This is a genomic window from Flavobacterium xizangense (genome assembly GCF_054075145.1).
Genome location: NZ_JBSIPG010000004.1, coordinates 236,850 through 261,674, shown reverse-complemented (window position 1 = coordinate 261,674; position 24,825 = coordinate 236,850). Strand labels below are relative to the sequence as shown.

Annotated in this window: 33 protein-coding genes; 2 read left to right on the top strand and 31 right to left on the bottom strand. The window is 34.3% G+C overall.

What is annotated here, in order from left to right; all coding sequences use genetic code 11:
- Window positions 1-65 precede the first annotated feature (65 nt).
- From ACWA1B_RS12910 to ACWA1B_RS12890, 5 genes are all read right to left on the bottom strand, one after another.
- Window positions 66-521 carry a helix-turn-helix transcriptional regulator gene (locus ACWA1B_RS12910; protein ID WP_456907490.1) on the bottom strand — a complete coding sequence of 152 codons (456 nt, stop codon included), beginning with the start codon at window positions 519-521 and terminating at the stop codon, window positions 66-68.
- Window positions 522-783: 262 nt separating this feature from the next.
- Window positions 784-1,647, bottom strand: a complete 864-nt coding sequence (locus ACWA1B_RS12905; protein WP_456907488.1) for an alpha/beta fold hydrolase — start codon at window positions 1,645-1,647, stop codon at window positions 784-786.
- A gap of 121 nt (window positions 1,648-1,768) precedes the next feature.
- The gene (locus ACWA1B_RS12900) at window positions 1,769-2,566 is read right to left on the bottom strand and encodes an alpha/beta fold hydrolase (RefSeq protein ID WP_456907486.1); all 798 of its coding nucleotides are present in this window, start codon (window positions 2,564-2,566) and stop codon (window positions 1,769-1,771) included.
- Between the two features lie 26 nt (window positions 2,567-2,592).
- The gene (locus tag ACWA1B_RS12895) at window positions 2,593-3,408 is read right to left on the bottom strand and encodes an alpha/beta fold hydrolase (protein WP_456907484.1); all 816 of its coding nucleotides are present in this window, start codon (window positions 3,406-3,408) and stop codon (window positions 2,593-2,595) included.
- A gap of 38 nt (window positions 3,409-3,446) precedes the next feature.
- Entirely contained in the window at window positions 3,447-4,217 is a 771-nt protein-coding gene (locus ACWA1B_RS12890; protein ID WP_456907482.1) for an alpha/beta fold hydrolase, read from the bottom strand.
- A gap of 502 nt (window positions 4,218-4,719) precedes the next feature.
- Here ACWA1B_RS12890 and ACWA1B_RS12885 point away from each other — a divergent pair.
- Both ACWA1B_RS12885 and ACWA1B_RS12880 read left to right on the top strand, forming a co-directional pair.
- Entirely contained in the window at window positions 4,720-5,052 is a 333-nt protein-coding gene (locus tag ACWA1B_RS12885; RefSeq protein WP_456907480.1) for a hypothetical protein, read from the top strand.
- Window positions 5,049-5,339, top strand: a complete 291-nt coding sequence (locus ACWA1B_RS12880; protein ID WP_456907478.1) for a hypothetical protein — start codon at window positions 5,049-5,051, stop codon at window positions 5,337-5,339. The genes ACWA1B_RS12885 and ACWA1B_RS12880 overlap by 4 nt, the downstream gene beginning before the upstream one ends.
- Window positions 5,340-5,342: 3 nt before the next feature.
- Here the strand turns inward: ACWA1B_RS12880 and ACWA1B_RS12875 are convergent, their stop codons facing one another.
- The 26 genes from ACWA1B_RS12875 to ACWA1B_RS12750 form a co-directional block, all read right to left on the bottom strand.
- On the bottom strand, window positions 5,343-5,969 hold the full coding sequence (locus tag ACWA1B_RS12875) for an SOS response-associated peptidase (RefSeq protein ID WP_456907476.1): 627 nt from the start codon (window positions 5,967-5,969) through the stop codon (window positions 5,343-5,345).
- 30 nt (window positions 5,970-5,999) lie between these two features.
- Window positions 6,000-6,320, bottom strand: coding sequence for a hypothetical protein (locus tag ACWA1B_RS12870; protein WP_456907474.1), 321 nt, complete (start codon window positions 6,318-6,320; stop codon window positions 6,000-6,002).
- Window positions 6,321-6,461: 141 nt separating this feature from the next.
- Complete coding sequence (locus ACWA1B_RS12865; protein ID WP_456907472.1) at window positions 6,462-7,082, bottom strand: hypothetical protein; 621 nt, start codon at window positions 7,080-7,082, stop codon at window positions 6,462-6,464.
- Window positions 7,079-7,627, bottom strand: coding sequence for an N-acetylmuramoyl-L-alanine amidase (locus ACWA1B_RS12860; RefSeq protein ID WP_456907470.1), 549 nt, complete (start codon window positions 7,625-7,627; stop codon window positions 7,079-7,081). Before ACWA1B_RS12860 ends, ACWA1B_RS12865 begins: the two co-directional genes overlap by 4 nt.
- A gap of 5 nt (window positions 7,628-7,632) precedes the next feature.
- On the bottom strand, window positions 7,633-8,199 hold the full coding sequence (locus ACWA1B_RS12855) for a hypothetical protein (RefSeq protein ID WP_456907468.1): 567 nt from the start codon (window positions 8,197-8,199) through the stop codon (window positions 7,633-7,635).
- Window positions 8,196-8,528, bottom strand: a complete 333-nt coding sequence (locus ACWA1B_RS12850; RefSeq protein ID WP_456907466.1) for a hypothetical protein — start codon at window positions 8,526-8,528, stop codon at window positions 8,196-8,198. Before ACWA1B_RS12850 ends, ACWA1B_RS12855 begins: the two co-directional genes overlap by 4 nt.
- A complete protein-coding gene (locus ACWA1B_RS12845) occupies window positions 8,513-8,884 on the bottom strand; it encodes a hypothetical protein (RefSeq protein ID WP_456907464.1) in 372 nt (123 codons plus the stop codon). The genes ACWA1B_RS12850 and ACWA1B_RS12845 overlap by 16 nt, the downstream gene beginning before the upstream one ends.
- 30 nt (window positions 8,885-8,914) lie before the next feature.
- The gene (locus ACWA1B_RS12840) at window positions 8,915-9,835 is read right to left on the bottom strand and encodes a fibronectin type III domain-containing protein (RefSeq protein WP_456907462.1); all 921 of its coding nucleotides are present in this window, start codon (window positions 9,833-9,835) and stop codon (window positions 8,915-8,917) included.
- Window positions 9,836-9,837: 2 nt separating this feature from the next.
- Window positions 9,838-11,187, bottom strand: coding sequence for a hypothetical protein (locus ACWA1B_RS12835; protein WP_456907460.1), 1,350 nt, complete (start codon window positions 11,185-11,187; stop codon window positions 9,838-9,840).
- Between the two features lie 6 nt (window positions 11,188-11,193).
- Window positions 11,194-11,709, bottom strand: coding sequence for a hypothetical protein (locus ACWA1B_RS12830; protein ID WP_456907458.1), 516 nt, complete (start codon window positions 11,707-11,709; stop codon window positions 11,194-11,196).
- 7 nt (window positions 11,710-11,716) lie between these two features.
- Window positions 11,717-11,935, bottom strand: coding sequence for a hypothetical protein (locus ACWA1B_RS12825; RefSeq protein WP_456907456.1), 219 nt, complete (start codon window positions 11,933-11,935; stop codon window positions 11,717-11,719).
- A gap of 4 nt (window positions 11,936-11,939) precedes the next feature.
- Window positions 11,940-14,720, bottom strand: a complete 2,781-nt coding sequence (locus ACWA1B_RS12820; RefSeq protein WP_456907454.1) for a PKD domain-containing protein — start codon at window positions 14,718-14,720, stop codon at window positions 11,940-11,942.
- A complete protein-coding gene (locus ACWA1B_RS12815) occupies window positions 14,720-17,344 on the bottom strand; it encodes a hypothetical protein (protein ID WP_456907452.1) in 2,625 nt (874 codons plus the stop codon). Before ACWA1B_RS12815 ends, ACWA1B_RS12820 begins: the two co-directional genes overlap by 1 nt.
- 131 nt (window positions 17,345-17,475) lie before the next feature.
- The gene (locus ACWA1B_RS12810; RefSeq protein WP_456907450.1) at window positions 17,476-17,814 is read right to left on the bottom strand and encodes a hypothetical protein; all 339 of its coding nucleotides are present in this window, start codon (window positions 17,812-17,814) and stop codon (window positions 17,476-17,478) included.
- A 32-nt stretch (window positions 17,815-17,846) separates the two neighbouring features.
- Window positions 17,847-18,212: a hypothetical protein gene (locus tag ACWA1B_RS12805; RefSeq protein ID WP_456907448.1), complete on the bottom strand. Its 366-nt coding sequence runs from the start codon at window positions 18,210-18,212 to the stop codon at window positions 17,847-17,849.
- Window positions 18,212-18,631 carry a hypothetical protein gene (locus ACWA1B_RS12800; RefSeq protein WP_456907446.1) on the bottom strand — a complete coding sequence of 140 codons (420 nt, stop codon included), beginning with the start codon at window positions 18,629-18,631 and terminating at the stop codon, window positions 18,212-18,214. The genes ACWA1B_RS12805 and ACWA1B_RS12800 overlap by 1 nt, the downstream gene beginning before the upstream one ends.
- Before the next feature lie 14 nt (window positions 18,632-18,645).
- Complete coding sequence (locus tag ACWA1B_RS12795; protein WP_456907444.1) at window positions 18,646-19,014, bottom strand: hypothetical protein; 369 nt, start codon at window positions 19,012-19,014, stop codon at window positions 18,646-18,648.
- Entirely contained in the window at window positions 19,014-19,523 is a 510-nt protein-coding gene (locus ACWA1B_RS12790; RefSeq protein ID WP_456907442.1) for an HK97-gp10 family putative phage morphogenesis protein, read from the bottom strand. The genes ACWA1B_RS12795 and ACWA1B_RS12790 overlap by 1 nt, the downstream gene beginning before the upstream one ends.
- Complete coding sequence (locus ACWA1B_RS12785; protein WP_152561011.1) at window positions 19,516-19,851, bottom strand: phage head completion protein; 336 nt, start codon at window positions 19,849-19,851, stop codon at window positions 19,516-19,518. Before ACWA1B_RS12785 ends, ACWA1B_RS12790 begins: the two co-directional genes overlap by 8 nt.
- A 4-nt stretch (window positions 19,852-19,855) precedes the next feature.
- Window positions 19,856-20,416, bottom strand: coding sequence for a head-tail connector protein (locus ACWA1B_RS12780; RefSeq protein ID WP_456907440.1), 561 nt, complete (start codon window positions 20,414-20,416; stop codon window positions 19,856-19,858).
- A 20-nt stretch (window positions 20,417-20,436) separates the two neighbouring features.
- Complete coding sequence (locus ACWA1B_RS12775; RefSeq protein ID WP_456907438.1) at window positions 20,437-20,925, bottom strand: hypothetical protein; 489 nt, start codon at window positions 20,923-20,925, stop codon at window positions 20,437-20,439.
- 13 nt (window positions 20,926-20,938) lie between these two features.
- Window positions 20,939-22,249: a phage major capsid protein gene (locus ACWA1B_RS12770; RefSeq protein ID WP_456907436.1), complete on the bottom strand. Its 1,311-nt coding sequence runs from the start codon at window positions 22,247-22,249 to the stop codon at window positions 20,939-20,941.
- A gap of 2 nt (window positions 22,250-22,251) precedes the next feature.
- Entirely contained in the window at window positions 22,252-22,899 is a 648-nt protein-coding gene (locus tag ACWA1B_RS12765) for an HK97 family phage prohead protease (RefSeq protein WP_456907434.1), read from the bottom strand.
- Complete coding sequence (locus ACWA1B_RS12760) at window positions 22,889-24,121, bottom strand: phage portal protein (RefSeq protein WP_456907432.1); 1,233 nt, start codon at window positions 24,119-24,121, stop codon at window positions 22,889-22,891. Before ACWA1B_RS12760 ends, ACWA1B_RS12765 begins: the two co-directional genes overlap by 11 nt.
- Before the next feature lie 108 nt (window positions 24,122-24,229).
- Entirely contained in the window at window positions 24,230-24,382 is a 153-nt protein-coding gene (locus tag ACWA1B_RS12755) for a hypothetical protein (protein WP_456907430.1), read from the bottom strand.
- 182 nt (window positions 24,383-24,564) lie between these two features.
- Window positions 24,565-24,816 carry a hypothetical protein gene (locus ACWA1B_RS12750; protein ID WP_456907429.1) on the bottom strand — a complete coding sequence of 84 codons (252 nt, stop codon included), beginning with the start codon at window positions 24,814-24,816 and terminating at the stop codon, window positions 24,565-24,567.
- Between the last annotated feature and the right edge of the window lie 9 nt (window positions 24,817-24,825).

Here is a 24,825-nt window from a genome sequence, read left to right as displayed (position 1 = left end):
AAAACGCAATCTCAAATCACTTGAAAAAAAGGAGACTATTAAGAGACAAATGAGAGACATTTTTTCTAAATATTTGATAGATAAGAGTATAAAGTTATATCATTAGGAAGTTTTATCTTCGAAATGATTCTCTCTTTTCTTTTTTTACTTGCATATATTGTAATATTCAAAAGGTTTGAAATCTCTTTCGTCGTTAAATTCATATAGGTATAAGCAATATAACGCATGTCATTTGATGTTAATGCAGGATGTAATTTTCTAAGTCTTGCCAGAAAACCTGGATTTACTTCTTCAAAATGAAAAACAAATGTTTCCCATTCATTATCACTTTTTAAATAATCTTTTAAATGTTTAATATGAATATCCAAAGAAGAGATTTTCGAAAGCTTTGGTATATTTTCTATAGACATAATCAAATCATTGATCAGCTGATTTCTACCGGAAAGATATAATGCTCTGGCAGAAAGTTTTCTGTTTCTCAATTCAATTTCTTTATGAAGTAATTCCCGTTCCCTATTCATTTCATGAATTTGCTTTTCCAGTTTCTGATTTCTCCTTTGCGCTGCTAGCTTTTTTTGCCTTTGTATCAAGATCAGGAGCGTAAAAATGAGCAGGAATATTATATGTATTGAATAACAAAATTTATGTCCTTTTTGCAATTGCATAAATCAATCATTTATTTTTTTTTTAAAACCGATTACTACTGCTATTTCTTCCACCATCATCTCAAACAATAGCCCAGCAACCGGTTTTCTTTTATAAATTATACACTTCAATTTGATCTTAATTCAATAAGAATGAGTTTACTTCCTGCGAAAAATCTTTGGAATATTGAAAAATCCCACCATGACCTGAATCACTCCAAAGTACTAGTTTTGCATTCGGAATATTCTGAAGCATAATATAAGAGTTGATTGAATCGACCATATTATCCTGACTTCCATTAACGATAAGCACAGGCTGCTTAATAGCTTTAAGCTGTGTATTGTTTTCATCTGTCGCTAAACCATAATTTATAATAGCTTTAGCCTGACTTGCAATTGTATCCTGACTCGTTGGGGAATCTCTGTCTATTTTTCTTTCAGATAATCTTTCCAAGAAAGCTTCGCCCGCTTTGATACTGCTTGGCGTTTTACTGAAAAAAAGATTAATCAATACTCTGTCTGGTCCATCAACAAAAGCTTTTTCTAAATGTGACTCCAGTTGTGCAATCGCTTTTCCTCCTATTGATCCTGTACCTGCCAATATAAGTTTATTCACCAATTCCGGATAATTTGCCGCTATCTCTTGTCCTATAAAGCCACCAAGAGAAAAACCTAAAATATTAACCTTATTGCAACCTAAAGCACGGATAAAATCTACGGCATCCTTTGCCATTTCCGCTACATTTTCTGGAGTAGTCCCGTTTGAGCTGCCAACGCCTCTGTTGTTAAATAATATTACGGGATAATTACTCGCAATTGCATTTGTAACTTCAGGATCCCAATTATCCATGTTTCCGGTAAAATGTTGTAAAAAAATAACGGGTATGCCTTCTTTCTTTCCAAAAGAGCGGTAAGTAAAATCAGCTCCCTTTACGTTTATAGATTTTGTCGGCGCTGTTTTATGGGTAAATTCACCCTCTAAAATATTTTCTTGTATTTCCATTTGTTCTTCAATATTACTTAATGATGTAAAATAAGAATCACTATTTGTCGCTGAAAACTCTATCCAAGATTGTTACTGACTAACAATGATTCTTACCTGTGATATTTAATTTAAATTGTAATTACTTAGCTTCTACAGCAATGATTTGAGCCAAAACATGTGGGAACATGATAAAAGGTGTGTGACTAGACGGAAGAGCATATAATCTTTCAATTCCCGCATCTTTAGTCATTTTTTGCTGAAGCGAATAACCTATTGTATGATCATTTAAAGTGTAAACAAATACTTTACTGATTTTTCCAAATTTACCCTCAGTCAACGTTACCGGAGTAGCTAAAGGAGCTAATGGTTCTGGTTTTAAATTGTTACTTACGTAATCAGCAACTTGCTTAGGAGCATCGGCAAGGAAAACATCAGCAATACCTTCTTTTTTAATGCTTGCAATTCCTGCTTTCTCATCTACAATAAGATTTTTTCCAACATGGCTCTCTCCATCAGTTTGCGCAAGAGACAATAAGCTTTCTCCATTTTTGGGTACGTAGGCAGCAATGTAAACCACCTTTTTTATCTGAGGCGCAATGTCTTCTGCAATCTGACTTGCCACAATTCCGCCAAAACTATGTGCAACAAGCACTATATTTTGTTTGTTTCCGATGGCTTTTTTAACCTCTTCAACATAAAGTTTTAAGCTGATAGTTGAAATTGCTGTATTATCGCTTCCATGTCCCGGAAGATTAATAGAAATAACGGAATTTCCACCAGCCGTTAAATCTTCTGAAACATGCTGCCAATCATTTGATGATGACCATGCACCGTGGATTATTACAATTGTGTTTTCGTTTTTAGCTTTGTTCATTTGTGATGAAGCTGTAATAGATGTAAGCAATAGCATTGCTATTAATAAAATTGAATTTTTCATGATATATATTTGTTATTTGTTGCTAATTAGTTTGTTGCTATTTTTGTTAAGATTGATGATAAATCGTTGGGTTTTGAAAGGAATGGACTATGTCCTGTATTTATTTCGTATACTGATTCAACTTTTCCTGCTGAAATCATTTTGTTTTGTAAATACGATGACACAACACGATCCTGTAAAGTTTTTATGTAGACTTTTTTAACTGATCCAAAATTTTGGTCAGTCAGTTTTACAGGGTTGATAAATGGAGTTAAAGGTTCTGTTCTATAGTTTTTTAATACAAGACTCTGAATTTCTGAAGTCCCATCAGGAATAAACAAGTTCACGATTTGATCCTGCTTTACATCTACAGTACCATCATTATAATTGAAAATTAGGTTACCTGTGACACCAAGCTGAGAATCAGGATCCATGTGTGCCAACTCATCTAATGTTTGACCTGAAACCGGTAGATAAGCGGCAACGTAAACCAGTTTTTCAATTTTAGCAGGCACAGCTTCTGCAACCGAAGAAATTATCATACCGCCAAGACTATGTCCCACTAAAATTACTTTCCCATCTATTGTTGAAAGTGCGTTTATTACTTTCTCTTTATAAACGTCTAGTGTTATTTGGCTAGGAGTAGTTTGATCAGCACCATGGCCCGATAACTCGACAACAGTTACTTTATTGCCCTGTTTTTCGAGATTAGTTTTAACTGATTGCCATACATATGGAGCTTGCCATGCACCATGAACGAGTACATAATTTTTAGTTTCAGTCTGTGCTTCATCATTTGAACAAGATGATAAAATAAGGGCGCAAGCTGCTATGACAAATTGAATCAATTTGAATTTTTTCATGATTGTAATTTTAAAATGTTATTTGTGAAATGTGTTTTTTACTTAGCTTCTAAAGCTATAATTGAAGAGAGGATTTGAGGAAATACTATAAATGGAGTGTGGCTCGAAGGAAGAGAGTAGGTTTTTGAGATTCCCGCATTTTCAACCATTTTTTGCTGAAGTGAATACCCAATGGTATGGTCATTTTGAGAGTGGACATATACTTTAACGACTTTACCAAAATTTGCATCCGTTAATGTGACAGGTGTAGATAGTGGAGCCAGAGGCTCAGGTCTAAGATTATTGGTTACATATTCAGCTACCGGTTTTGGCGCATCAGCTAAAAAAACGTCTGCAATTGCGTCTTTAATTATAGTAGCAACTCCTGCTTGTTCGTCTACAATAAGATTATGACCTACATGGCTTTCCGAATCAGTTTGTGCAAGTGACAATAAACTTTCTCCATTTTTAGGAACAAAAGCAGCAATATAAATTAGTTTTTTGATTTGTGGAGCAATGAGTTCTGCTACTTCGCTTACCACTATTCCGCCAAAACTGTGGCCTACAAGTGTAACGTCTGTTGCGCTGCCAATAGCTTTTAAAACTTCATAGACATAAAGTTGTAAACTAATATTCGATACGGGTGTTTGGTCACTACCATGACCAGGAAGATTTACAATAATTAAATTGTTTTCTGGAGAGTTAAGATGACCCGCAACATGATGCCAGTCATTAGCAGATGACCATGCCCCATGAACAATTACAATTGTGTTTTTACTGTTTGATGATGAATTTAATTCGTTCTGTGTGTTTGTTTTTTCGATTTTCATAATATTTATTTGTTTAATACTATGCAAAGAAAGAGCGAATAAAACCTGTGGCACTTGTCTTGTGACAAGTAATGAAATTATGTGTGTGTGTTTTTGTTTTAGTATAAAAAACAATAATTATTGTCACCGTAAAATAGCCTGTAAAATATAGCTTTACGCACTTTTTTTATATTTATTGTGGACCCCGGTGGGGTTCGAACCTTTGACCTCAGGATTGAAAACCAGGAAACCCAATATGGCACAAAACAAAAAAGCCACTCGATTTGAGTGGCTTTTCGTGAACGCAGAAGGATTCGAACCTTCGACCGCCTGCTTAGAAGGCAAATACATAAACAACCTAAACTCAATGTAATTAACACTTTACACATTTTAAACATTTTATTTCCGTGAATAATCCGTGAAATAACAAAGTTTTATTATGTGCAATTACTGTTCATTTTTATTCAAAAAGCAATAATATTATTCATTTTAAAGCAATCATTTTTTTTCCTAAATTTGCTTTATGGCAAATCATACACTCATATTAACCACAGACAAAAAAACAATCCCTGTAGAATTATCAATTGATTATGTTACGCATTTGATAAACCAAGGACTTGCTTTAACTGAATACTTCGGTTTAGAAATTGACAATGATGCCGACTTTATAAGCGATGACATGAAGGAAGTCAGTAAAAAAATCACTTACATTGAAATATTTTTCGAAACTCCGTACGCCATAAACTACGATGCATTAACAGAAACTGAAGTAGAGGAATTAATTTTGAATATTTTAAACCACAGCGAGAATCCAAGCATTACAACTGACGGAAAAGACATTAATATATACCTATGAACTACGATAAAATAAAGGAACAATTTATTAAAGAAACAGAAGCACTTCTTAAAATTAAACGTGAAGAAATTAATCTTCTTACTGGACAAGAAAACATCACAGCAAAAATGTTTCACCTTGACAATAACAAACAATTTTCGCAATTGCTTAATATTAAGATTAACAGAATTGTTAACGAGAACAAAATCGCCTTTAAAAGTCAGGCTGAAGGTGATGAATTTAGTGCATTCATGAAACCAACTTTTGATAAATTATTTAAAGATTATACCGATATTGCAAAATCATAAAATCTATGCAACTTCAAATGCTACGATCGACGGATCATAAGGATATGCAAATTTTTTAATATTTACTTTTGCATCAAGCCAGGACTCGACATCTTGTCTCTTTAACATAACTGGCATACGCTCGCGATTATTATGAACATATTTCATAAGCTCGTTAGCTTCTGTTGTTACCATGGTAAAACTTTTTAATACTTCACCATTTTCAGGATTAGTCCAAGTATCAAACAATCCAGCGAATACAAAAATTTCATCAGTCTGGGAAAATATTTGATAACGCACCTTAGTTTTTCCTTTTGGATCTAACCATCGCCACTCATAGTACGACGTAGCAACTATAACACACCTATTTGAATTAATATTTCTATAAGAAGGTGTTGTGTCAATTCCTTCAATTCTAGCATTTAAGGTTTTATCTCTAAAAGAAGTATCTTTTGCCCATGATGGAACTAATCCCCAAGTAGCATCTGTTGTTATTACTTCAGGCTGTTCATTTGTTATGATAGGCAAATTGGGATGCTCAAAACCATTTATAAATGTTCCCTGATAAAATCTGTCAGCATTGTCAACCGAAATATTAAACATTGCTTTAACTTCAGATTTGGTGGATTTCTGATCTACATAATAACACATATTTTTGATTTAACAACTTGTCTTTCAAAGTTAAAAATTTTTATTTTTACCAATGGAATATTTCTCAACAAAACTTTTCTCCACTTCATATGTACCTCCCATTATATTCTCAAAGTAATTATTTATAGAAGATTCGGAAAGATACATTCTGTGGCCATCATATAAAACTTCCAGTCCTACTGAGTTTAGTTTATTAAACAATGGAAGCCTAGGAACTTCAGGATAAATTACATCATGAGCATCACCCACTCGTAGCAAAATAGTCACTATCCGCCATTCCTCACTTGTAAAGTCAAAATCTCCTGCTTTACATAAATGACCATTAATATCAAGTTTACGCTCTCGTGCCATTTTTCAAAAATTTAGAAATACAAATCTACATCGTAAAAGTGTTTTGTCATTTGTATAGGCAGTTCTAAATTGTAACAAAATAAAAAAAAGCGATTCATTTCTGAATCGCTTTCCCAACTAACCAAACCAAATATAAATAAACTATTTCTTTTTCTCAATTTTCATCGTTCGACTTTCGCCGCATTCATCAAATGATTCAGCCGTAAAAACCTTTTTACCTAAAAACCGTGTTTTAATACCTAAAAAACTCCATTGGCGACGTTCCCAATAAGCGACAGCATCCGATTTATTTTCAAACTGACGATCAATTACTGAAACTTTAAGTTTTGCACCATCAAAAGAAGCAATTCCTTTTATTGTCATACATTTCGTTGTATCACTCCACGCCTGCTCTTTTGGAATACTGTTCTTTATCGCATCAACTAATCCAGTAATATCAGTTTCTCTTTTTGTAGTATCACGATATTTCAATGTTTGAGAAACAATACTTTCTATTCGACTCTCTTTTATTCCAGCATTAGCCAGCTTCTTTTTCAGATCTGAATTTTGATATTGCAGATATTCTTTAATTTCATCTTTAGACAATAATTGACTTGCATATTTTGTACTATCAGCCTTTCTTAATTGGCTGTTGTTTTCGGTTTGCCTGATATTCTCAGCAACTTGATATTTATAATCTTTATAGAACCAAACAGCTACGACAATTCCAACTACAATAGCTATTGATTTTAAATTATTTAATATTGTACTTAAATCTATCATAGCATATTTTCATAACGTTCAACTATACCAGCGATTTTAACTGCTAAGTCTTTTTTATTGGCATTATAAGCCTTAATGTCATTTGGATTCGAAATAAAACAGATCTCAAGCAAAGAAACAATTCCCTGTTCTCTCATTAAACCCAAACTGCCCCGATGGCTGTCTTTTTCAGATAATGCACCACGGTTTTTAATTCCAAGAACTACAGATGTAGTTTCGACCAGTTCTTTAGCAAATGCAATATCCAATCTATCCGCATCACTTCCATATAAAGAAGTTGTTCCGGTTGCCGTTGGAGATACTGCCGCATCAAAATGAAATTCCAAAACTACAGAACCGGAACCGGTTTGTATTCTTTTCAAATAATCGCCAAGACGTTCATCATCTTTATCTGTAATGACTTTTACTTTGCGTTTAAGTAATTCATCAACCACCAAGTTTCTAAATTCGACCGTTAAATCGGCTTCACGTAGTCCATTGGCAACAGCTCCAGGATCTACTTTAATTCCTTTCGGGTTATGACCCGCTGATATAAATGCTGTCATTATAATTAGTTTTTAGGTTCATCAGGAAACAGATCTTTTAAATTTCCTGTTTTTTCAAAGTTGTAGAGACGTTCCATTATAAATGCTGGTGGAAATTGCTTATTAGAAAGTATATATAGATTTTTCAAACATTTACTAACCGGATAAAGCAATGAAGAAACTTGAATTATAATCCTGAAGCTTTCGGCTGCGAAATTATCTCCAGCTGTTAGGCGAAGCATCTCTAGCATTGTATAAGAAAGAAACAAAACCGTAATCATTAGAATGTTTTTCTTCAAAAACTCTTCCCATGAAAACGAGTTCATTTTATGGTGATACCAAGCCCCTATAACCAAATTAAATACAACTGCCAATAAAACAAATCCTGCAAACTGCTTATTCACTAAATACCATCCCGTCAAGCCTTCTAACAACCACGCGATCGGACCAAAAGTCGTTATGATTAATCCAAAATATTTTAATTTCTCAATAAACGTTGGTCTTGTATCAGCGATTAAAACAATATCGCAAAGTAGTTTTACTATCATAGTAGGAGTATTTTTAATAATGATATAGAATATGTTTGTTTTCATTTTTCAATATTTATAATTGCATCAATACAATGCTTTTCAGATAATATCCAAACCAATACTTTTCCGGTTTTGGATAGTTTTTTGAGTTGGATATTTTTTCCCAACACACCGGAAATAGTTTCTTCAATTTTTCCGAATTTGTAACCGTCATTCAGTATTAAAACTTTATTCCAAAGTGTTCTAAATTCCCTGTTTGCCAATCTATCTAACGTTAATGCGGAATCTCTGAAATAACCTTTTGACCAGACTAAAGTGAAATTCACAAGCGTTAATGGCAGATATAAAACATAAGCCACTAAGAATTGAATAAAACCTAACATTTTACCCATTGATTAGGTTGAATTTCATAAACCGTTGCTCCGTCTTCAAATAGGTTAGTCTGAGTATCATAAAGCAAACCATCAACTATTTTTGCCCAATCACGCTCCATTTTTGTCAATTGCGAATAATCGTTTTGAGATTCCAGCAAATTATTTAAAGCGTTGATTTTACCTGAATCATAAAAAACTGTCTTTTCTTGAATAAGCCTTTTTACTACACCGCTTTCTGTCTCAGAAATTGCATAGTCGTGAACGGTGTAAAAATTTCCTTCAGGAGTTCCTTTATACGAAACTATTTCTAATTGTACTATTGAAGTTGCGATTCCTCTCACCTCTATCTTTACTGGTATTATTGTTTTTATCATTTTATGTGGTATTTAATGATTTGTAAATTTTTATAGGGTTGTCACACTAATTATGTTACTTATTAACGATTTATTATAATAGACATCGACCGCATAAACCTCAATTTTATACAATGACCCTGTCGTAAGCCCTGTAACATTCTGACCACTAGCTGTAATTTTTCCCTTATAAACACTATTCAAATACACTTCATAAAAATCTAAGGTATTTGTACTGCTTGGAACTGTAAAATTTAACTGAATTGTGGTACTCGTAATTATTCCTGCTGTCAAGTCAATTATTGCATTTGGTTTGATGTAATTAGGCACATAAACCACAGATGAAGAAGTGCTTCCTGCAATTCCAGATAAATCACCTTCCGGAGCTCCGGCATTTGATGTTTGTTCAGATATTGGAGCATATGCTTTCATTCGTATTCTAGCATTTCCTCCAACTACATTATTATCTAATTTAGTTGCTCCCCAATTTGTGCATTTAGGAGCAACTAATACTTTTGTTCCGCCACCTACAGGGGTTTGCCAGTTTCCTAAAAAATTAGCTGGAAGTGAAATACAGTTAGGTAATTCCAAAATATGAACAGTAGCGATATCTTGATGAACATTAGTTCCTGTTTGCGTAATAATTCCCGGAAAATACAACCTTATTATTTTAGTGTAAACAGCAAAACAGCTTGAGGTAATATTTAAAACTAAACCATCATTGTCTTGATAATATGTAAGAAGGGGTCTTAATAATGCTCCTGTTGCAGGAACAAAAGACAAACTATACGTACCGACCATTTTGAATTGTATATTCGAACCAACAATCAAAAAGTTTTGTATTCTACTCACCGAAACACTCAAAGCCGCTGCTACTGCACTTGCAGAATTCAAAACGGACGCCACTCCTCCTATATATGTATTAGCAGATACTTTTCTTTTTCCGAAGTAATATGATTTCAAACTTCCCATAACTACACATCTAAGAATATTGTATTAGTAGAACCCCTACGCATAAAATGTCCTACGGTTTTTTCAGCTGTAGCCACAGGCGTAGTTTCCCACGTAAACGGTGAAGTAATTTGCCATGTCACTGTAACGCCGGCTAAAGTTCTAAACGGAAACATCAAAGAATTATTCAATGTTGACGGAACTGTAATTGTACAACTTGCAGTAAACAAAACCGTTTGCCCATGCCATGCGTTTAAAACGTTACTATTTGTTGAGATTTCGATTTGATCATCTTTAGCCTGCTTTCCATTTAACTGAGTTTGTATAGATGAAGTAGCGTCTAAAAAAAAGGTTGCAACTAAAATTGCCTTAAAATTTAACCAGGTCATCATACGCGACACTGAACCAATTAAAAACGGCATTTTGTCTGTATCTGATAATGAAGTTACAGTCGGCAGCACACTTTGAAATGCTCCAAAAACAGCATCTGTTAGATTTGGCTGTTTTGTTGAATCTAATGTTTTGCCCATTTCAGCAGAAAGAGCTTTGTTCGTTCCACCCACAGTTAAGTTGTTTACAACATCGATCCCAACATATTCAATTCTTACATCACTTGAATCATTAGCATTTTGTTTAAACTGAATAACCTCTTTGTCTTTTATAGTAAAATCCAAAGCATTCGGAAAAGAAATCTTTACGTTTCCAGTTCCTGCTAAATGCCATAATTTAACATCATGACCTGTAGCGTTTTTTATAAAGAAAGGTTTACCAGGTCGAATAAATTCACCTGACATTTGAATCGATTTTACATCAGTGATTGCACCAGTTAAAAGGATTGAGCTTCTGTCATCGATTAGATCAATTTGTTCAACAACTGTTGTTGCACCGTAACTTGCAATAAAATCCTGAGATTCCATTTTTTTGACGTAGCTACCACCCTCAATTGGTGTTGACGGATCACCGACAGTACCGTCGGTTACTAATGTAATTCCGAATTCGATTGTATCAACTGGCGCAGGCGTTGCTACTGGATTACTCACGCTTTCAGTTCCAGCGACTTTTGTGAAGGTATTCGACGTATTAAAAACGATTCTATCAAGCCTTTGTTTTCCTGAAGAGCAAAACGGAAAATTAATAATAACATCAACCGGATTTGTGTATTCAATTCCGTTTATTTGCCAAACCCAGCCTGCGTGAATTGTCAAATCCTGACCATCTAAAACCGAAGTTCCAAGCGTCACCACATGATTAGAATTATTAACTTTAGCATCTAAATAAGCAAAATTTAAATTAATCTTTTGCCCCGCTACTCTAGCAGAATCACCTGTTTTGTCATTTGGACTTGCACCGATATTTATATCTTGTATTGGCATTGTACTTTATTTATATCCTACAATTAGTTTAATTGACCATTTAGCAGCATCTACACCTGAAATCAAAACATTGTTTGCTGGTGCGTTTACAGTTGCATTGTAAGCCGTCATTATAGTAAGCTGATCATTCACCATCACCTTAATAGATTCAGGACTTTCGTTTGTATATTGCACTCCAATTCCTTGTGCTGCTGTTCTACCCGAATCTTGCGGATATGGTGTGGGAGCGGTAACAACATCATTTGGAAAAAAACCGTTATTAGATGTTTTACAAACCAACATTGCAACTACGCTTGTAATTTCTGTTCCAACTGTAAATCCTGTGTTAACGGTGAAATTTCTATCAAGCACAAAAGATTCTAAAAGCAAAACTTTTGATTTAGCTGTTTTTCCAATTTCCTGAACCAAAAAATCAACAATCTTATTTTCAACCGCTCTATGATCTTCAGCCGGAATTTCAGAAGCACCAGGCAACATTTCAGCGATAAACACCCTTAATTCACTTTCTGTAATATCTGCCATAATATTTTTACTTATAATCGGTTTCTAAATAATCTATATTTGAGTAATCTCTTTTTACAACTGGGGGCAAAGGCACAATATCAAAATCAAACGTATCGACCATGCTGTCAAATGTTACTGTTGTACTGTCAAAAGTGAAAGTTCCAGGCTCTGTAATCCCGATTTCTTCATCTATTCTAGGAAACCTGTTATTTCCTACTCCAATTCTTTGAACGTTTTTTGCCATTATTTTAAGGTGTAAATGGTCCAGGAACTGGCTGAGCATAAATAGGTAATCCATTTATATTTCCCGCTCCAGTTATAAATTCTACTTTAGTTAAATCTATCCAAGAACTTCCCCAATGCCCTTCAGGAAAATCTCTGTTTTGATCGATTTCAAACAATATAATATCTGTTGATATATAGCTGATTGTAAAAGGAAACATTGTAATTGCATCGCCATGATTCCACTCACCACTGTACACAATAACTCCATTTTTTACAATTCTAAATCTTGCAAAAGAAGTTTCTAATCCAGGATTATATGAAAAAACATTTACAACACCTTTTAGCAACAAACTATAAGAAGGATCTATATTCGGGTCGATTACAAATTGATATTTAGCAAACAGAAAAACACCGCCATCTGCACCTTCAATAAAAATCAAATCTAAAGCAGCATCGTAATCCTTTTTTCGAATCATAGTAACAACATCAGTAGCCGTTGCACCATCGTTGTCTGTAACTTCGATTTGATATTGATATTGATCTTCAGTCAAGTTCTCAAACACAGTTTTAAGTTCATTTGGCGAAACAATTACATCACCAAAACCACCTAATAATTTTGTCCATTTTTGAAAAACAATAAAGCCATCAACATCATTAGCAACAGCTGTTATTTCTACAGAAGTTTGATCATTATCTAAAACAATATCAGGACCAGCATTTACAATTGGCGGTATATTTTCAGGGTTTTCCCCTGAATCACCACTATCTTTATAGATTACTCGAGACAAGGTTAATGTCGTTTCATTTTGTCCTAAATTCCAGGAGCAATTAACCGGAACAAACTGCTTATCATAAACGTATTTAAACTGAATTATATCATTAAATTTTACAGCACCTACAGCAATCATATCGATTTTCTCGGAAGCTATTCCGAACATTCTACGGATCACATTTGCCACTATCTGACCATATCTCGAAGTTTCTATTTTATAAATCGAATCTGTCCACTCTAACCAAGATGTACGGCTTTGATCATAATCATTGAATTTATAAACCCGAACGAAAAAAGAAGCGGTTGTAACAAAATCTGTTCGAATAACCATTTGCTCACCACCTCCAAAATTGTAAGTAACTTCTAAATTTGAAAGCAAGATGCCTTCATGATAAACTGTATTGATATTATCTTTTATAAGATTTGCACCATCCAAATCAACTACTGAATACTTTTGTCCATTCTGTTCAAATCTATACAACACCGGAACTTCAATAACATTATAAAAATCTGTAGCTTCTTTTAACTTTGCCAACCTAAACGCTTTACTAAAAGCGGTGTCATCATCGGCATAATTCAATTCAATTTCTTTATCGATTGTAAACTCACCATTTATCAAATCGACGTATTGAATTATTTCCTGAAAATTAATAGGCGTTATTTCAAGTTTTGTTAATTCAAATCCTGAAATATTTGACCCAATAATCTCACCACTTGGACGCCAAATTTTTATATCTAACAATCCCTCATTTGGAATAATTATATCAAAATTCAATTCAGCTGTTAAATCTTCCGGATCGAAAGACAATGATTGACTTTCTGAAACTACTTCAGTTCTATTTGTATACAATACAACATCATTCAAAAGCACTTCATAAAGCAATGGATTGTAATATGCTCCAGGCAAAATACCTGACATTACATTTGCCCACTTGATAATTTTAAAGATCATAGATATAGTAACTCGTTGATCTTTATAAAAGAATATTTTGTTTTTAAGATTTATAAACTTGGTTTCATCAAATGGCTGAATTTCTGAAATACCTCCAATATCAGGATTAACATATTCTTTTTTAACTGAGTTGTAATAATCCGGCTGTATTGACTTACAGTAATATGCATTGTTACCATTCCAATCAGTTGCATAAACTTCGCCTTTTACACCTGAAACCACCGCCCAACCTTCGTTGCTTTCCTTTGAAATCGTACTAGGAAAAGCCTGAGGCTTTCTTTCATGAGATACCGTAATCATATTATACGGCGGGATCATTGTCACATTAGGAGAAGCAAAAGCGGTTACTTTTTTTAATAGCTTGTTTCCAGTTGAACGACCTATTAAAACACCATTTTCATTATACAAAACAGTATCATAACTTCGAATATTCCTCTTATTTATTCCTTCAACATTCCATCGGCTGTCTGCCTGAAAACAAACACACAACGTATCTTGCATCAATTTTTCTAATATAGAATAAGCATCCTGCTTTTTAGTTCTTTTTTCATCAGTAAAAAAAGTAATCGTATCAATATAAATTTGATTCCAGTCTTTTTGAACTGAATTCTCTATTGCAGGATTAAAAAACACATTCAAACCTAAACTTGTCAATTTTAAGCACGCACAGATAATATCTATTACACTTTTTTCGTCACGATAATACGATTCAGGAGGGTATTTACCTTTCAACCTTCCTAATCCGCAAGAAGCGGTAATCTTTACAAAAACAACTCCATTTGTCCAAGGCTCAGAATAGGTATCAGGAATTAAAAAACCAGTCCAAACCAAAGAATCATCACTTTGATTACGCAATTCAACTTTAAAACGAATCTCATTTCCTGTGAAAAAATTTATAAATTTAGCATCTACATTTTCTGTATGCGCAATATCAAATTCAAGCGCACTTCCTACAACCGCTAAATCATCTTTAGAATCTCCACCATTCCAAGAAAGCGTTATTCCTGACTTTGAAGCTACTTCTAAAACAAATTTACTTTCGTTTAGTTCCTGGTCTATTATATCAATGTAATAACTCATTACCCTATTCTTGAATTTTTATTATCTGTTCTATCAAGAACTAATCTTAGTTTATTTCCATCAACAACAAAACCACCACCTAAAGTAATGTTGACTGTTTTTCCATTATTTGAAAGCATTCCATACAATGCTTTTTGCTGATCCTGATTCGCAATCATTTCACCGCTATTCAACCTCGCTAAAATTTTATCACCATAGAAAGACGAACCTCCTACAATACCACCCGTTGCAAATTTTGGAATTGCTGCAAAAGCCGCCAAAACTCCACCAACAGCAGTAGCGATAAACGCCGGAGTTGTAAAAACTGCCGCTGGACCAGTAGCAGTTCCCGAAGCTGTAGCCCCAGCAATTGATTGCGAAATAGCGGAAGCCAACATCATTGCAATCAACTTTGTTACTGTTTGGATCATTCCGGTTATAAAACCCCCAAATCCATTTTGAGCAAGCCCTAAAGATTCGACCAAATTATTAGCTAACCCCGCAAACGCATCACTAACACTTTGCCCTGTTAATTGAGCAATTTCAGCCATCCTTTTTTGACTGTCAGAAATCGCTATGATTTTATTATTTAAATCATCAGCACCTTCAATTTCATTTATTTTTATTTGAGTATTATTAATCTGATTTGTTAATCTTTGATACTCTTCAGCAGTAGTCGAGAATTGCTCTCTGAGTTTTTCAAAATAAGACAACTGTCCTTTTAAATCCTCCAAAGAAAAAGCAGGAACAACACCATCAAAAGTTGATGCATCCGGCATTTCGGGTCTTGGTAATTTAATTTGCTGTTTTTTTATTATCTCGTCAATTTTTCTTTGATAAGAATCAATAATTGCTTGCTTTTTAAGCCATTCAGCATTACTTGTTACATTATTTTCCTGCTCTTGACGCTGTAATTTTATCAGACTTTCGTAATAAGCTATAGTACCAGGCTTTAATGCATCGATACTATCTTTTATCGCATCTGTTCCAATTTTAATATCCTGAAGTTTAAGTTTTTCATTTTCTTCAAGTTTCCCCGTTTTCTTTAAATAATCTTCTTTAGCAGAAAATAAAACTTCATCTGCTTTTAAATTATCTTCATTGAATTTTTTAAGTTCTGAATTTTGAATACCTAATAGCTTTGTTTGTCTTTCAATCAACTCAGCTCTAGATTCCGTCACCCTGTTCACTCTTTCAGATGCACTACCTTCCTGAATCACTACATCACCTGTACTTCTTCTTAATCTTAAAATTTCCGCCTCGGTAGCCGCTATTTTATTTCGAATCTCGATTTCTTTTTCTACACGTTCATTAGCTCGTTTTTGCAGTTCATTGTCAATAGCAATAGCACGACTTTTATTAAAAATAGCTTCTCGCAATTCTTCATATGAAATCTTAGCTTTTCCGTTTAAAATGATTTCATCTTTAAGATTTCCGAAGTAAGCAGGATAAAGCGATTGCATCTCATCAACCGCTTTTTTTCTTTCATCAGTTGATAATTTTACATTTGTAGCAGATGCATATAATTTATCTAAAACACCAACTTCAGTAACGGCGTTTTCATTTCCTTTCCTAACCGCTTCATTTAAATCATCTTGTGCCGTAGCCGCTTTTTTTGTATTTACCGAATAAACCAGCATCGCTAAAGCTGCCGCTTGTGCTACTAAAACCAAAACACCGATAGGATTAGCTGCCACAACAGCATAAGTTGCCATTATCGCAGTTCTTAACGCAGTAAAACCAGCAACTACGACCGGAATTCCTGAAGCTATAGCACCTATAGCTATCAACAACGGACCAATTGCCGCCGCTAATCCTGCTACAACTATAATTGTCACCTTTGCACCTTCACTCATTCCTAAAAGCCCTTTTATAAAGCCATTAACAGAAGTAATGATTTTAGTAAAATATGGCAAAATCACCGTGCCAAACATTTGACCAAGCTCTTTAAGAGATTCTCTAAAAATTCTCGATTGATTAGCCGCACCACCTCCAGTTCTCGCAAAGTCACCATGAGCATTTGAAGTCGCTTGCATCACATAAGCATATCTAAGATTCACCTTAGAAGCCTGATCCATATCTTTCATTCGCGTACGAATACCTTTTGACAAAGCAAATTCCTGCAAATTTTGCTCAGTCATTACAATTCCCAGCTTTTTTAAAGATTCTGTTTCACCTGTAAAAATGGAAGACAATGCAGTATTAGCTTGTTCGATTCCTATATTTTTAAAAGAAGAAATATCACCAGCTAAACCAACCAATTCAGTTGACATTTTAGCCGCTTGTGCAGTTGTCAACCCCATTGATGTACCCATATCACCAAAAGCCGCCGCCATATCTAAAGCCGTACCTTCAGCAATACCGTATGTCTCTAAAGCTGTTTTTCCAAATTCTTTAACAGCACTCGAGGACGTATCAAAAGCTACATCAACTTTATTTAAGCTCTCTTGATAATCTGAAGCAAATTTCACAGATGCGCCAGCAGCTGCTAAAAGTGGAGCAGTGACAAATGTTGTCATTGTTCGCCCCATTTTTTGCATTTTCTGACCAAACTTATCTACATCACGCATAGCGTTTTGCATCCCAGTTGAGAACTGAGTTAAGTCGACCTGAAACTTTACATTGATACTAGCTAAACCTAACATTGAAGTAATATTTCAGTAAAAATACCACCACAAAAAACCCTAACTTGTTAACTATGGTAACAAAAAAAGCCCTGAAATTAATCAGAGCTTTTCTCATTCAAAACACAGAAAATATAAAACAACTCAACAAATTACGCTTTTCCCATTGCCGCCTTTTTTGCATCATATTTTGCAAAAAACTCTTTACTGATACGTTCTCTTTCAAGATCAACAAGCAACTGTTTCTCTGCAATTTTTTTCAACATTTCTTCCTCTCCAGGGAATTTAAAGAAATCCGTTTCTTTGAAATTTGCATCGGCATACGGAGCTACAGAAGCGTACATCATTTTTCGAGTCATAGACCATTGTTCCCTACTTTTAATGTCTTCATATTTTTGAAATCCATTAACTGTATTAACAAATTCCCTATATGTCAAGCTATAAAAATATTTAACTTTTAATCTCAACTGCCCCAAAGCTAGTTCTTCCAAAGCATCCCATGTTTCATCAATTTCTTCGGAAACTATTTCTTCGGAGCTATCGTCTTTTTTTTTGAATTTTCTTCAGGTTTAGCATCTGGAAACGCTGCCGAAATTCCTTCCGTCATTCCTTGCGCCAACAACATTAATTCATCCATTTCTAAATTTTCAATTTCTTCTTTAGAAATTTTAATCTGATTATCAGGATGACAATCTATTGACTGAAATAGTACATCGTAGAGAATATCATAAACCTCAAAACTACCGGATTCAATTTGCTCAATCAAAGCTACTTTGTTCATTACTTCAGGTAAAGATGGCAAATTCCAAACCTTACCTAAAATACGGAATACTTTTAAAGAAAAAGTCATTTTAAAAGTATTCCCTTTTATTTCTACCGAAACATCCATTACACTACTGTATCTCGGTCTAAATCACCGTTACCTCTAAACGATACAGTTACTTTTACCGACTCACCAACTGTTGATGTAATACCAGCATTTTCAATAAATGCCTTACCAGTATAAATAATATCACCTGTAACATCAGTTGTGAAATCCACATCAATTTGAGTACCTGATAGCTTTAATGCTAAAATGTCGTCAAAGGTTACGTGATCTGTATCTCCAGTAGGCAAATTAGAAAGTAAAGCTTCCGTTGAACCCGTCCAACTGTAATTTGACGGAATCACAACTGTTCCGTTTGTGTCTTTTGTTGCGATTTCCTCTAGCTTAGTTGAAAAGTCTAACTTACATGACGTTGCATGTAAAAACTTTTTAGCATTGAATTTGAATCGCAATAATTTCCCGTTATAAATTTCGCTTGCCATTTTTTTATTTTTTTTTATAATAAGTTAAAATTCACCATTCCCGAATAAGTAAAACTTTCTTCGTTGTAATCAATTGATGCCGAAAGCAAATTGTATCTTGCATCGATATGTTGCACCATTGCATCGGTAAAAGCACAACATGCATCGTAACTGTTTTGATCAAACCAAAAAATAACGATTATATCAACTTGTGAACGATCTTTAGTTTCAGGGTTTCTATCTCCTAAAATATAAGTCGAAAGTGGCAACGTGTTACCTTCTAAAGCTACTATCGGGAAAAGAAACGTTTTCTCTGTTCCTCCTTCATTTCTTTTCATTACCGCATTAAAATCGGGTAATCCCGAAAAAAAACTATACAATTCTTTTGAAATACTTTCAAACATTATCTACTTAATTTATCTATTCTACGTTGTATAAATGCCGCCATTTTTCTTTGTGCATCAGCAGTCACCTGACCGTTTGTTGATTGATAAGCAGTTGCCATAAAAGGAGTAGCTTTTGTTTTACCAATTGCCGCATGATTGTTTGCACCTCTTTTACGTTTACGCTTGTAACCTTTACTGTATTTATTTACTCCATGCTCAACAAAATGAGCGTACCAGCCATTATTAACACCTTTTGCTCGAGCTCCGACATAAATTGTAGGATTTTCCTGTTTACCCGTGATATATCCTAATGATTTTTTTAAGTTACCAGGTTCAATTAATTTACCTCTCGCCTTATGCTTTTTTGAAGCAACCGGAACAAAACTTCTTGCCGCTTGCAGTGTTGGACTTGCAACTTGTCTTAGAATAATAAGAACTTCTCGTTTTTTATCCTTATCATTTCCGAGCTCTCTAATTTTAGCTTTCAGCTCTTCAAATCCTGTCACTTGCATCAACGGACTATTCATAACGCTTCACTCTAATTTCTAAATGTTTTTTACGACCAATTTCGATAACATGCAAAACTTCAAAACGTTGACCACCATCAACCAATATTAAAGCATTAGATTTTTGCTGTACCGTTTCATCCCAACGAATTGTATATGTACGGTTTACTAAATGCTTTATTTTTCCGTCAGTGTCTTCACCACCTCCGACTTCTTGCATATTAGCCCAAAAATCTGCTCCTAGAGATTGTTCACCTAGAGTTTCAGCACCTGAGGCTGATTGTATAGGCTTCTTTTCAATCAACTCAATCTCACGATCCATTTGACCGATAAAAGGATTATTTGGCATAACATTAATATTTTCTGTACGCTCTACATAAAGCATCAGCCGCACGGTTATAACCTATTTCTGCACGATCTTCACGACGTTCGTATTGATCTCCAATAAGCAACAACATTGATTGTTTTAACGGCGCTGGAACTTGTGCCGTTACCCAACCTTGTTTTACAGTAATAATCACTGCATCGTCTCGCTTTTCTGTTAAAGGCGGGTTTTTAAACGTAATTGTTTTTGTTCCTACTACCATTCCAGGACGAACTTTGTAACTATCAGCGTCAAGCGTAGTTAATTCGGTTTCGCCCTGTTTATAGTATTTTACACTTGTTACTTCGTCGTTATCATAATTAACAGCAAAATTTACAGTTTCGAACTGCGAAACTTCCATAACAAAATCACGTGTATCGATTGAACGATTTATGTAGTTTTGTCTGTCTTCTTTAGCTGAATCAATATAACCTTGAATCAATTCATCTTCTGAACTTTCTCCAACTCTTAGCTTTAGATGTTTTTTCGCCTGTGCAAGCGTTACACATATTGTAACTGCTTGATTTTTATAATAACTATCGGTAACCATTTTTTTAAACAATTAGAGGTTTATTCAATTAATTTTAGATAACCAGCATCAGCTAATTCTTTTGCTTGCAATTCAGGAAACTCACCTTCCTCACCAACATTATAACCTAAATTGAACCTTCCTGTAGGCGAAACTAAAAACACACCTTTTAAAGTTTTATTTTTTGATTTTACCGGAGGAGTCAAAACTTTATCATAAGCTGTTTTTGCCTTATCAAAGGCAAGCTGTAAAGCTTCTTTATCCTCAGCAGTAGGCAAGTCCTTAATTTCATTTAAAGCAGCTTCAGCAGTTTCAAAATTAACTCTAGCAGTTTCTTTTTCTTCATCTGTACAAGCATCGGTCAATGCATCAACAATATTTTTTGCTTCATCATAAGATGCTTGAACCTCTTCTTTTTCAGCCAAAGTAATTGTTGTTGTTACCGCATTTAATGCTAATTCGGCAGCTTCTAAATTTGATTTTAACACAGCTAGCGATTCAGTAGCTGTGTTGTTGTTTTTCTTACTCATTTTATCTATTGAATTAAGTAGTTATCCAACCTTTAGCAATTGCAAAAGCTTTTGGTTGACGAATAACAACATCAACAAAGACATTTGCAGTAACCTCAATTAAACCTTCATTTTTACGTGATTTATCATCAACTGATATATCCATAAAACCCCAAATATTTACTCTTCCTTGAGTAAAATCACCAAAAATACCAGCAGATAAATTCGTACCTGTACCTTTTGTTAAATTAGACGGAACATGATTTGAAGTAAAAGAAGGATATCCATTTACTTCTCCTGATTTATCCATCAAGTAATTTAAATCTCCAGCGTCATGTTTTGTTTTTTTCAACTTTCCACGAGTTTTCGGATTTACTAAATAATTCATTTTGGCCGCAGAAGCATTTTCAACGAAAATAGCCGTCTCCATATCCACTAAATTATCCCATGTTGGAGCAGAACCATTTGTTCCTGTAGCAACTGTATTAACTCCTGTATGATTTAATACACCTAAAGGTTGTCCTGTTCCAGATCCATTAACAAAAGCCACATCGATTGCATTTCCAACCGCTAAAAGAATATCGTCTACCGTTTGTTTTTCTAAATCTTCAGAAGATTGCATAATATTCAATAACGAAATTGGCACTGTCACAGATACTCTTTTTGGAATAGAATCAACATAACCATATTTGTTAGCAGTACCATCAGTTTTATCGGTTTCACCTTCCCAAGTCGCTATAATACCTCCCTCATTAACAGGATATCGTAAATTACCTTTTAAACCAGTAGTAACAACTATTCCCATTTTTTCAATTAATGGTGCAGGTCTCAAATACTCAATCAAAGACTGTTGATCCCTAGGTACTAAATTCCCTCCATAATCACCACCATCGCCAGTAACTGTTTGCTGGGTTGCTCTCTTTTCTGCGAAAGGAATCACAGCACCTGTAACAACGATACCCTGAGCCTCTGCTGCACGTTTCGATTCATTATGTACTCTTAACGCCTCCCCCTCAAGTTGACCATTAGCCATCTGAGAACGAATAATAGCATGAATAGACAAAGGCGCAGGTCTAAGAGTATCATCTCTTTGCTCATTTTTTTCTCCTTTTCCAAAAACAGATTCTCCACCATTCACACCAAAAGATCTTTGATTCTCTTCGAAATTTTCAGCATTTGCAAGCTGAGTTCGTAATTCATTTACCTGAGCTTGTATAGCATCGAATTTTACTTGCTCATCAGGATTAAAACCTGCTCTTTTTTCAGTTGTCAAGACATTTGCCATATCTTGTTGTGAGCTTACTAAATTTGATAGCTCTTGTCTGATTTCTGTACTTTTTTTCATCTTTACAAAAAGTTTTTATTAATTAATATTTGAGCATCAAGAACAGATAGCCCTTTATTTTCACCCTGAACACTATCACGGGATTCTAATTCTTTTTTTGCAGCTGTTAAGCTTCTTGAAGCAACTTCAGTATCAGGATAAGCCGGATAAGTTACTGGCGCGACATCGTATATCTTTTCAAATTTTACAATTTGACGAAAATCTAAAATACCTTTTGATGGATCGCCTGCTGTCCATTTTTCTTCCTTGATTCTAAAAGCAAAAGAAGATTCTGACACATCACCTTTATCGATAGAATCACGCAAATCGTTTGCATAAGAACGATCCGGAGAAACATACGAATATTTAAAACCTATGGCATCCGCTTCAACTTTTAAAGTTCCCGAAACCGTTCTAGCCAATATGAAGTTTGGATTGTGATTAAACAGGCAACGTATATCATCAGCTAAACAATCATCAAAAGCACCCGGCAATATTTCTTCCTCAAACCAACCACCGATAGTTGTACGCTTATTGTATTTTGCCGCATAACCTTCGATAGTTACTGTTTTGTTTTCAGATTCTTCAGTAGGTTTTACGGCACGAACCTCGGATATAAAAAAACGACGTTCAGCACCTTCAATATCTTTTATGTAATCTTTACTTTCCATTTGGTTGATCTATTTTTAGTAAACTTTTTTCAATTTGCTTTTCAGTATACACATTTGTTGGTGTTAAAAACTCACCCAACAAATCAGAACCTTTATTGTATTCTTCTAATTGCCTCACTTCGTCACGGGATATCCATCCACCCGTAACCGCTTTATAATAATAGTCTGCACGTGATGTTAAATCTGCACGTAGCAATACGTTCATGTTTCCTTTGATATAGGTGTTTTCTTTTTCTCTAATTGAAAAGAGTTTTTTTGTAAACTCCTGTTCTATATTGGTAACTAATGGCTGTATCGTATCAGAAACATGATCTAAAGATTGTTGCTCGATATTATTATTTGTAGATTGCTCTAGGGATTTTATTTTATGAGGTGCAATATTGAACCAGCGCGCAATATCTTCAATACTAAATTTCTGCTGTTCAATAATCTGAAGTTCTTGAGGCGTAATAGTAATTGGATTGAATTTCATTCCTTCATCCAAAACCACTACCCTATCGGCAGATCTTTCCCCCATTGCAGTACGCCAAGCCTTAACAATACCCGTCTTGTCTTTTACCACCTTATCAGTTTCGACAACACCTTGACGAACACCTTTATTTTCGATATTCATTAATGAATATTCTTGCGCTTTCAAAGCCATTCCTAATTGCATGGCGGCAAAAGTTATCGTAGATATACCTACCAATCCATTTAATGAAAATTGTTTAAAATGCAGTACTTCAGACGACATTAACGGTTGATTCATTCCTTTTATATAATAATACAGTTCGCCTTTTACTATCTTAATATCATACACATCATCCCAAGGAATATATTCTGACGATGTAGGGTAACCCGCATTATTAAAATACTGTCTAAACAAACAATTACCCCTTAATAGCAATGATGTTCCAATAAGCTTTTTATAAACAAAAGCAGTCATTAAATAATTAGGCTCTAACGAAACAAGTCTATCAACCGGATGTGATTTCAATCGTTTCTTGTTTCCATTATTGTCTTGAAAAACAGCAAAAGGAATTTTAGCAAGATCATTTGAAATCTGCTCAACTGCATTATATACCGCTGATAATTTTAGAGAGTCTTTTACTTTAACAGTAGAAGTTGCAAAAGAAGAACCACCAAACGAAAACAGAGACCCTATGCTGTCAAAAACAGAAGGAGCTGCACGTTTATCGTCAGGCACAAATATTGCAGAAAAGGCAGTATCTAAAATTGACATAGCTTATAATTTACTATGCAAAAGTAGATAGTGCCTTTTGTGGTAATTGTTAACTTAGGTAACAATATTATTTTTCAGTGGTGAAGTGATTGTTTTTGGTTAGGGAGTTTAAAATTTAAAATACCATTCTTTATTATTTTTCTCGAATGTATAACTATTTTTATCTACAGCAACGGTAACCACATCAGCACCGTAGGTTTTTGGATCAGGTAATCTTTGAATTGCTGCTTTAATATTTTTTGCTTTTAATTTATCGCTCATTGCTGTTGTTTTTAAAGGTTGCTGCTTTTACCAAGTATAAGCCTATAATTAACTCTACTATTATCAATACAATTACTAAGATTTTTCTTACTGAATTTTCAGCAATAAAATGCCAGTCAAACAATATTGACGTTAAAAACGCTAGTAAGAAAACGGTTACGATTATTATAATTTGTTTCATTTTATTTTTTATTAAATTTTGACAACTGTACCCTAAAAGAAGCGTAATCGCTATACCTAAATTCTCCAAATAATTCATGATACAAATCGTTTACATGATTGAAACAATCACTATTCGATCGAAAATCAGATAACTTACTAAAGTAATAAGCGTAGAATTTAGCAGGTGTCGAAAGACTTTGCATTAGTTCAATTTTTTTTTCAAGTTTTGCTTTTTCAAGTCGCAAAACATTTTCTTCGGCGGCTGTCATCATATTTACTGG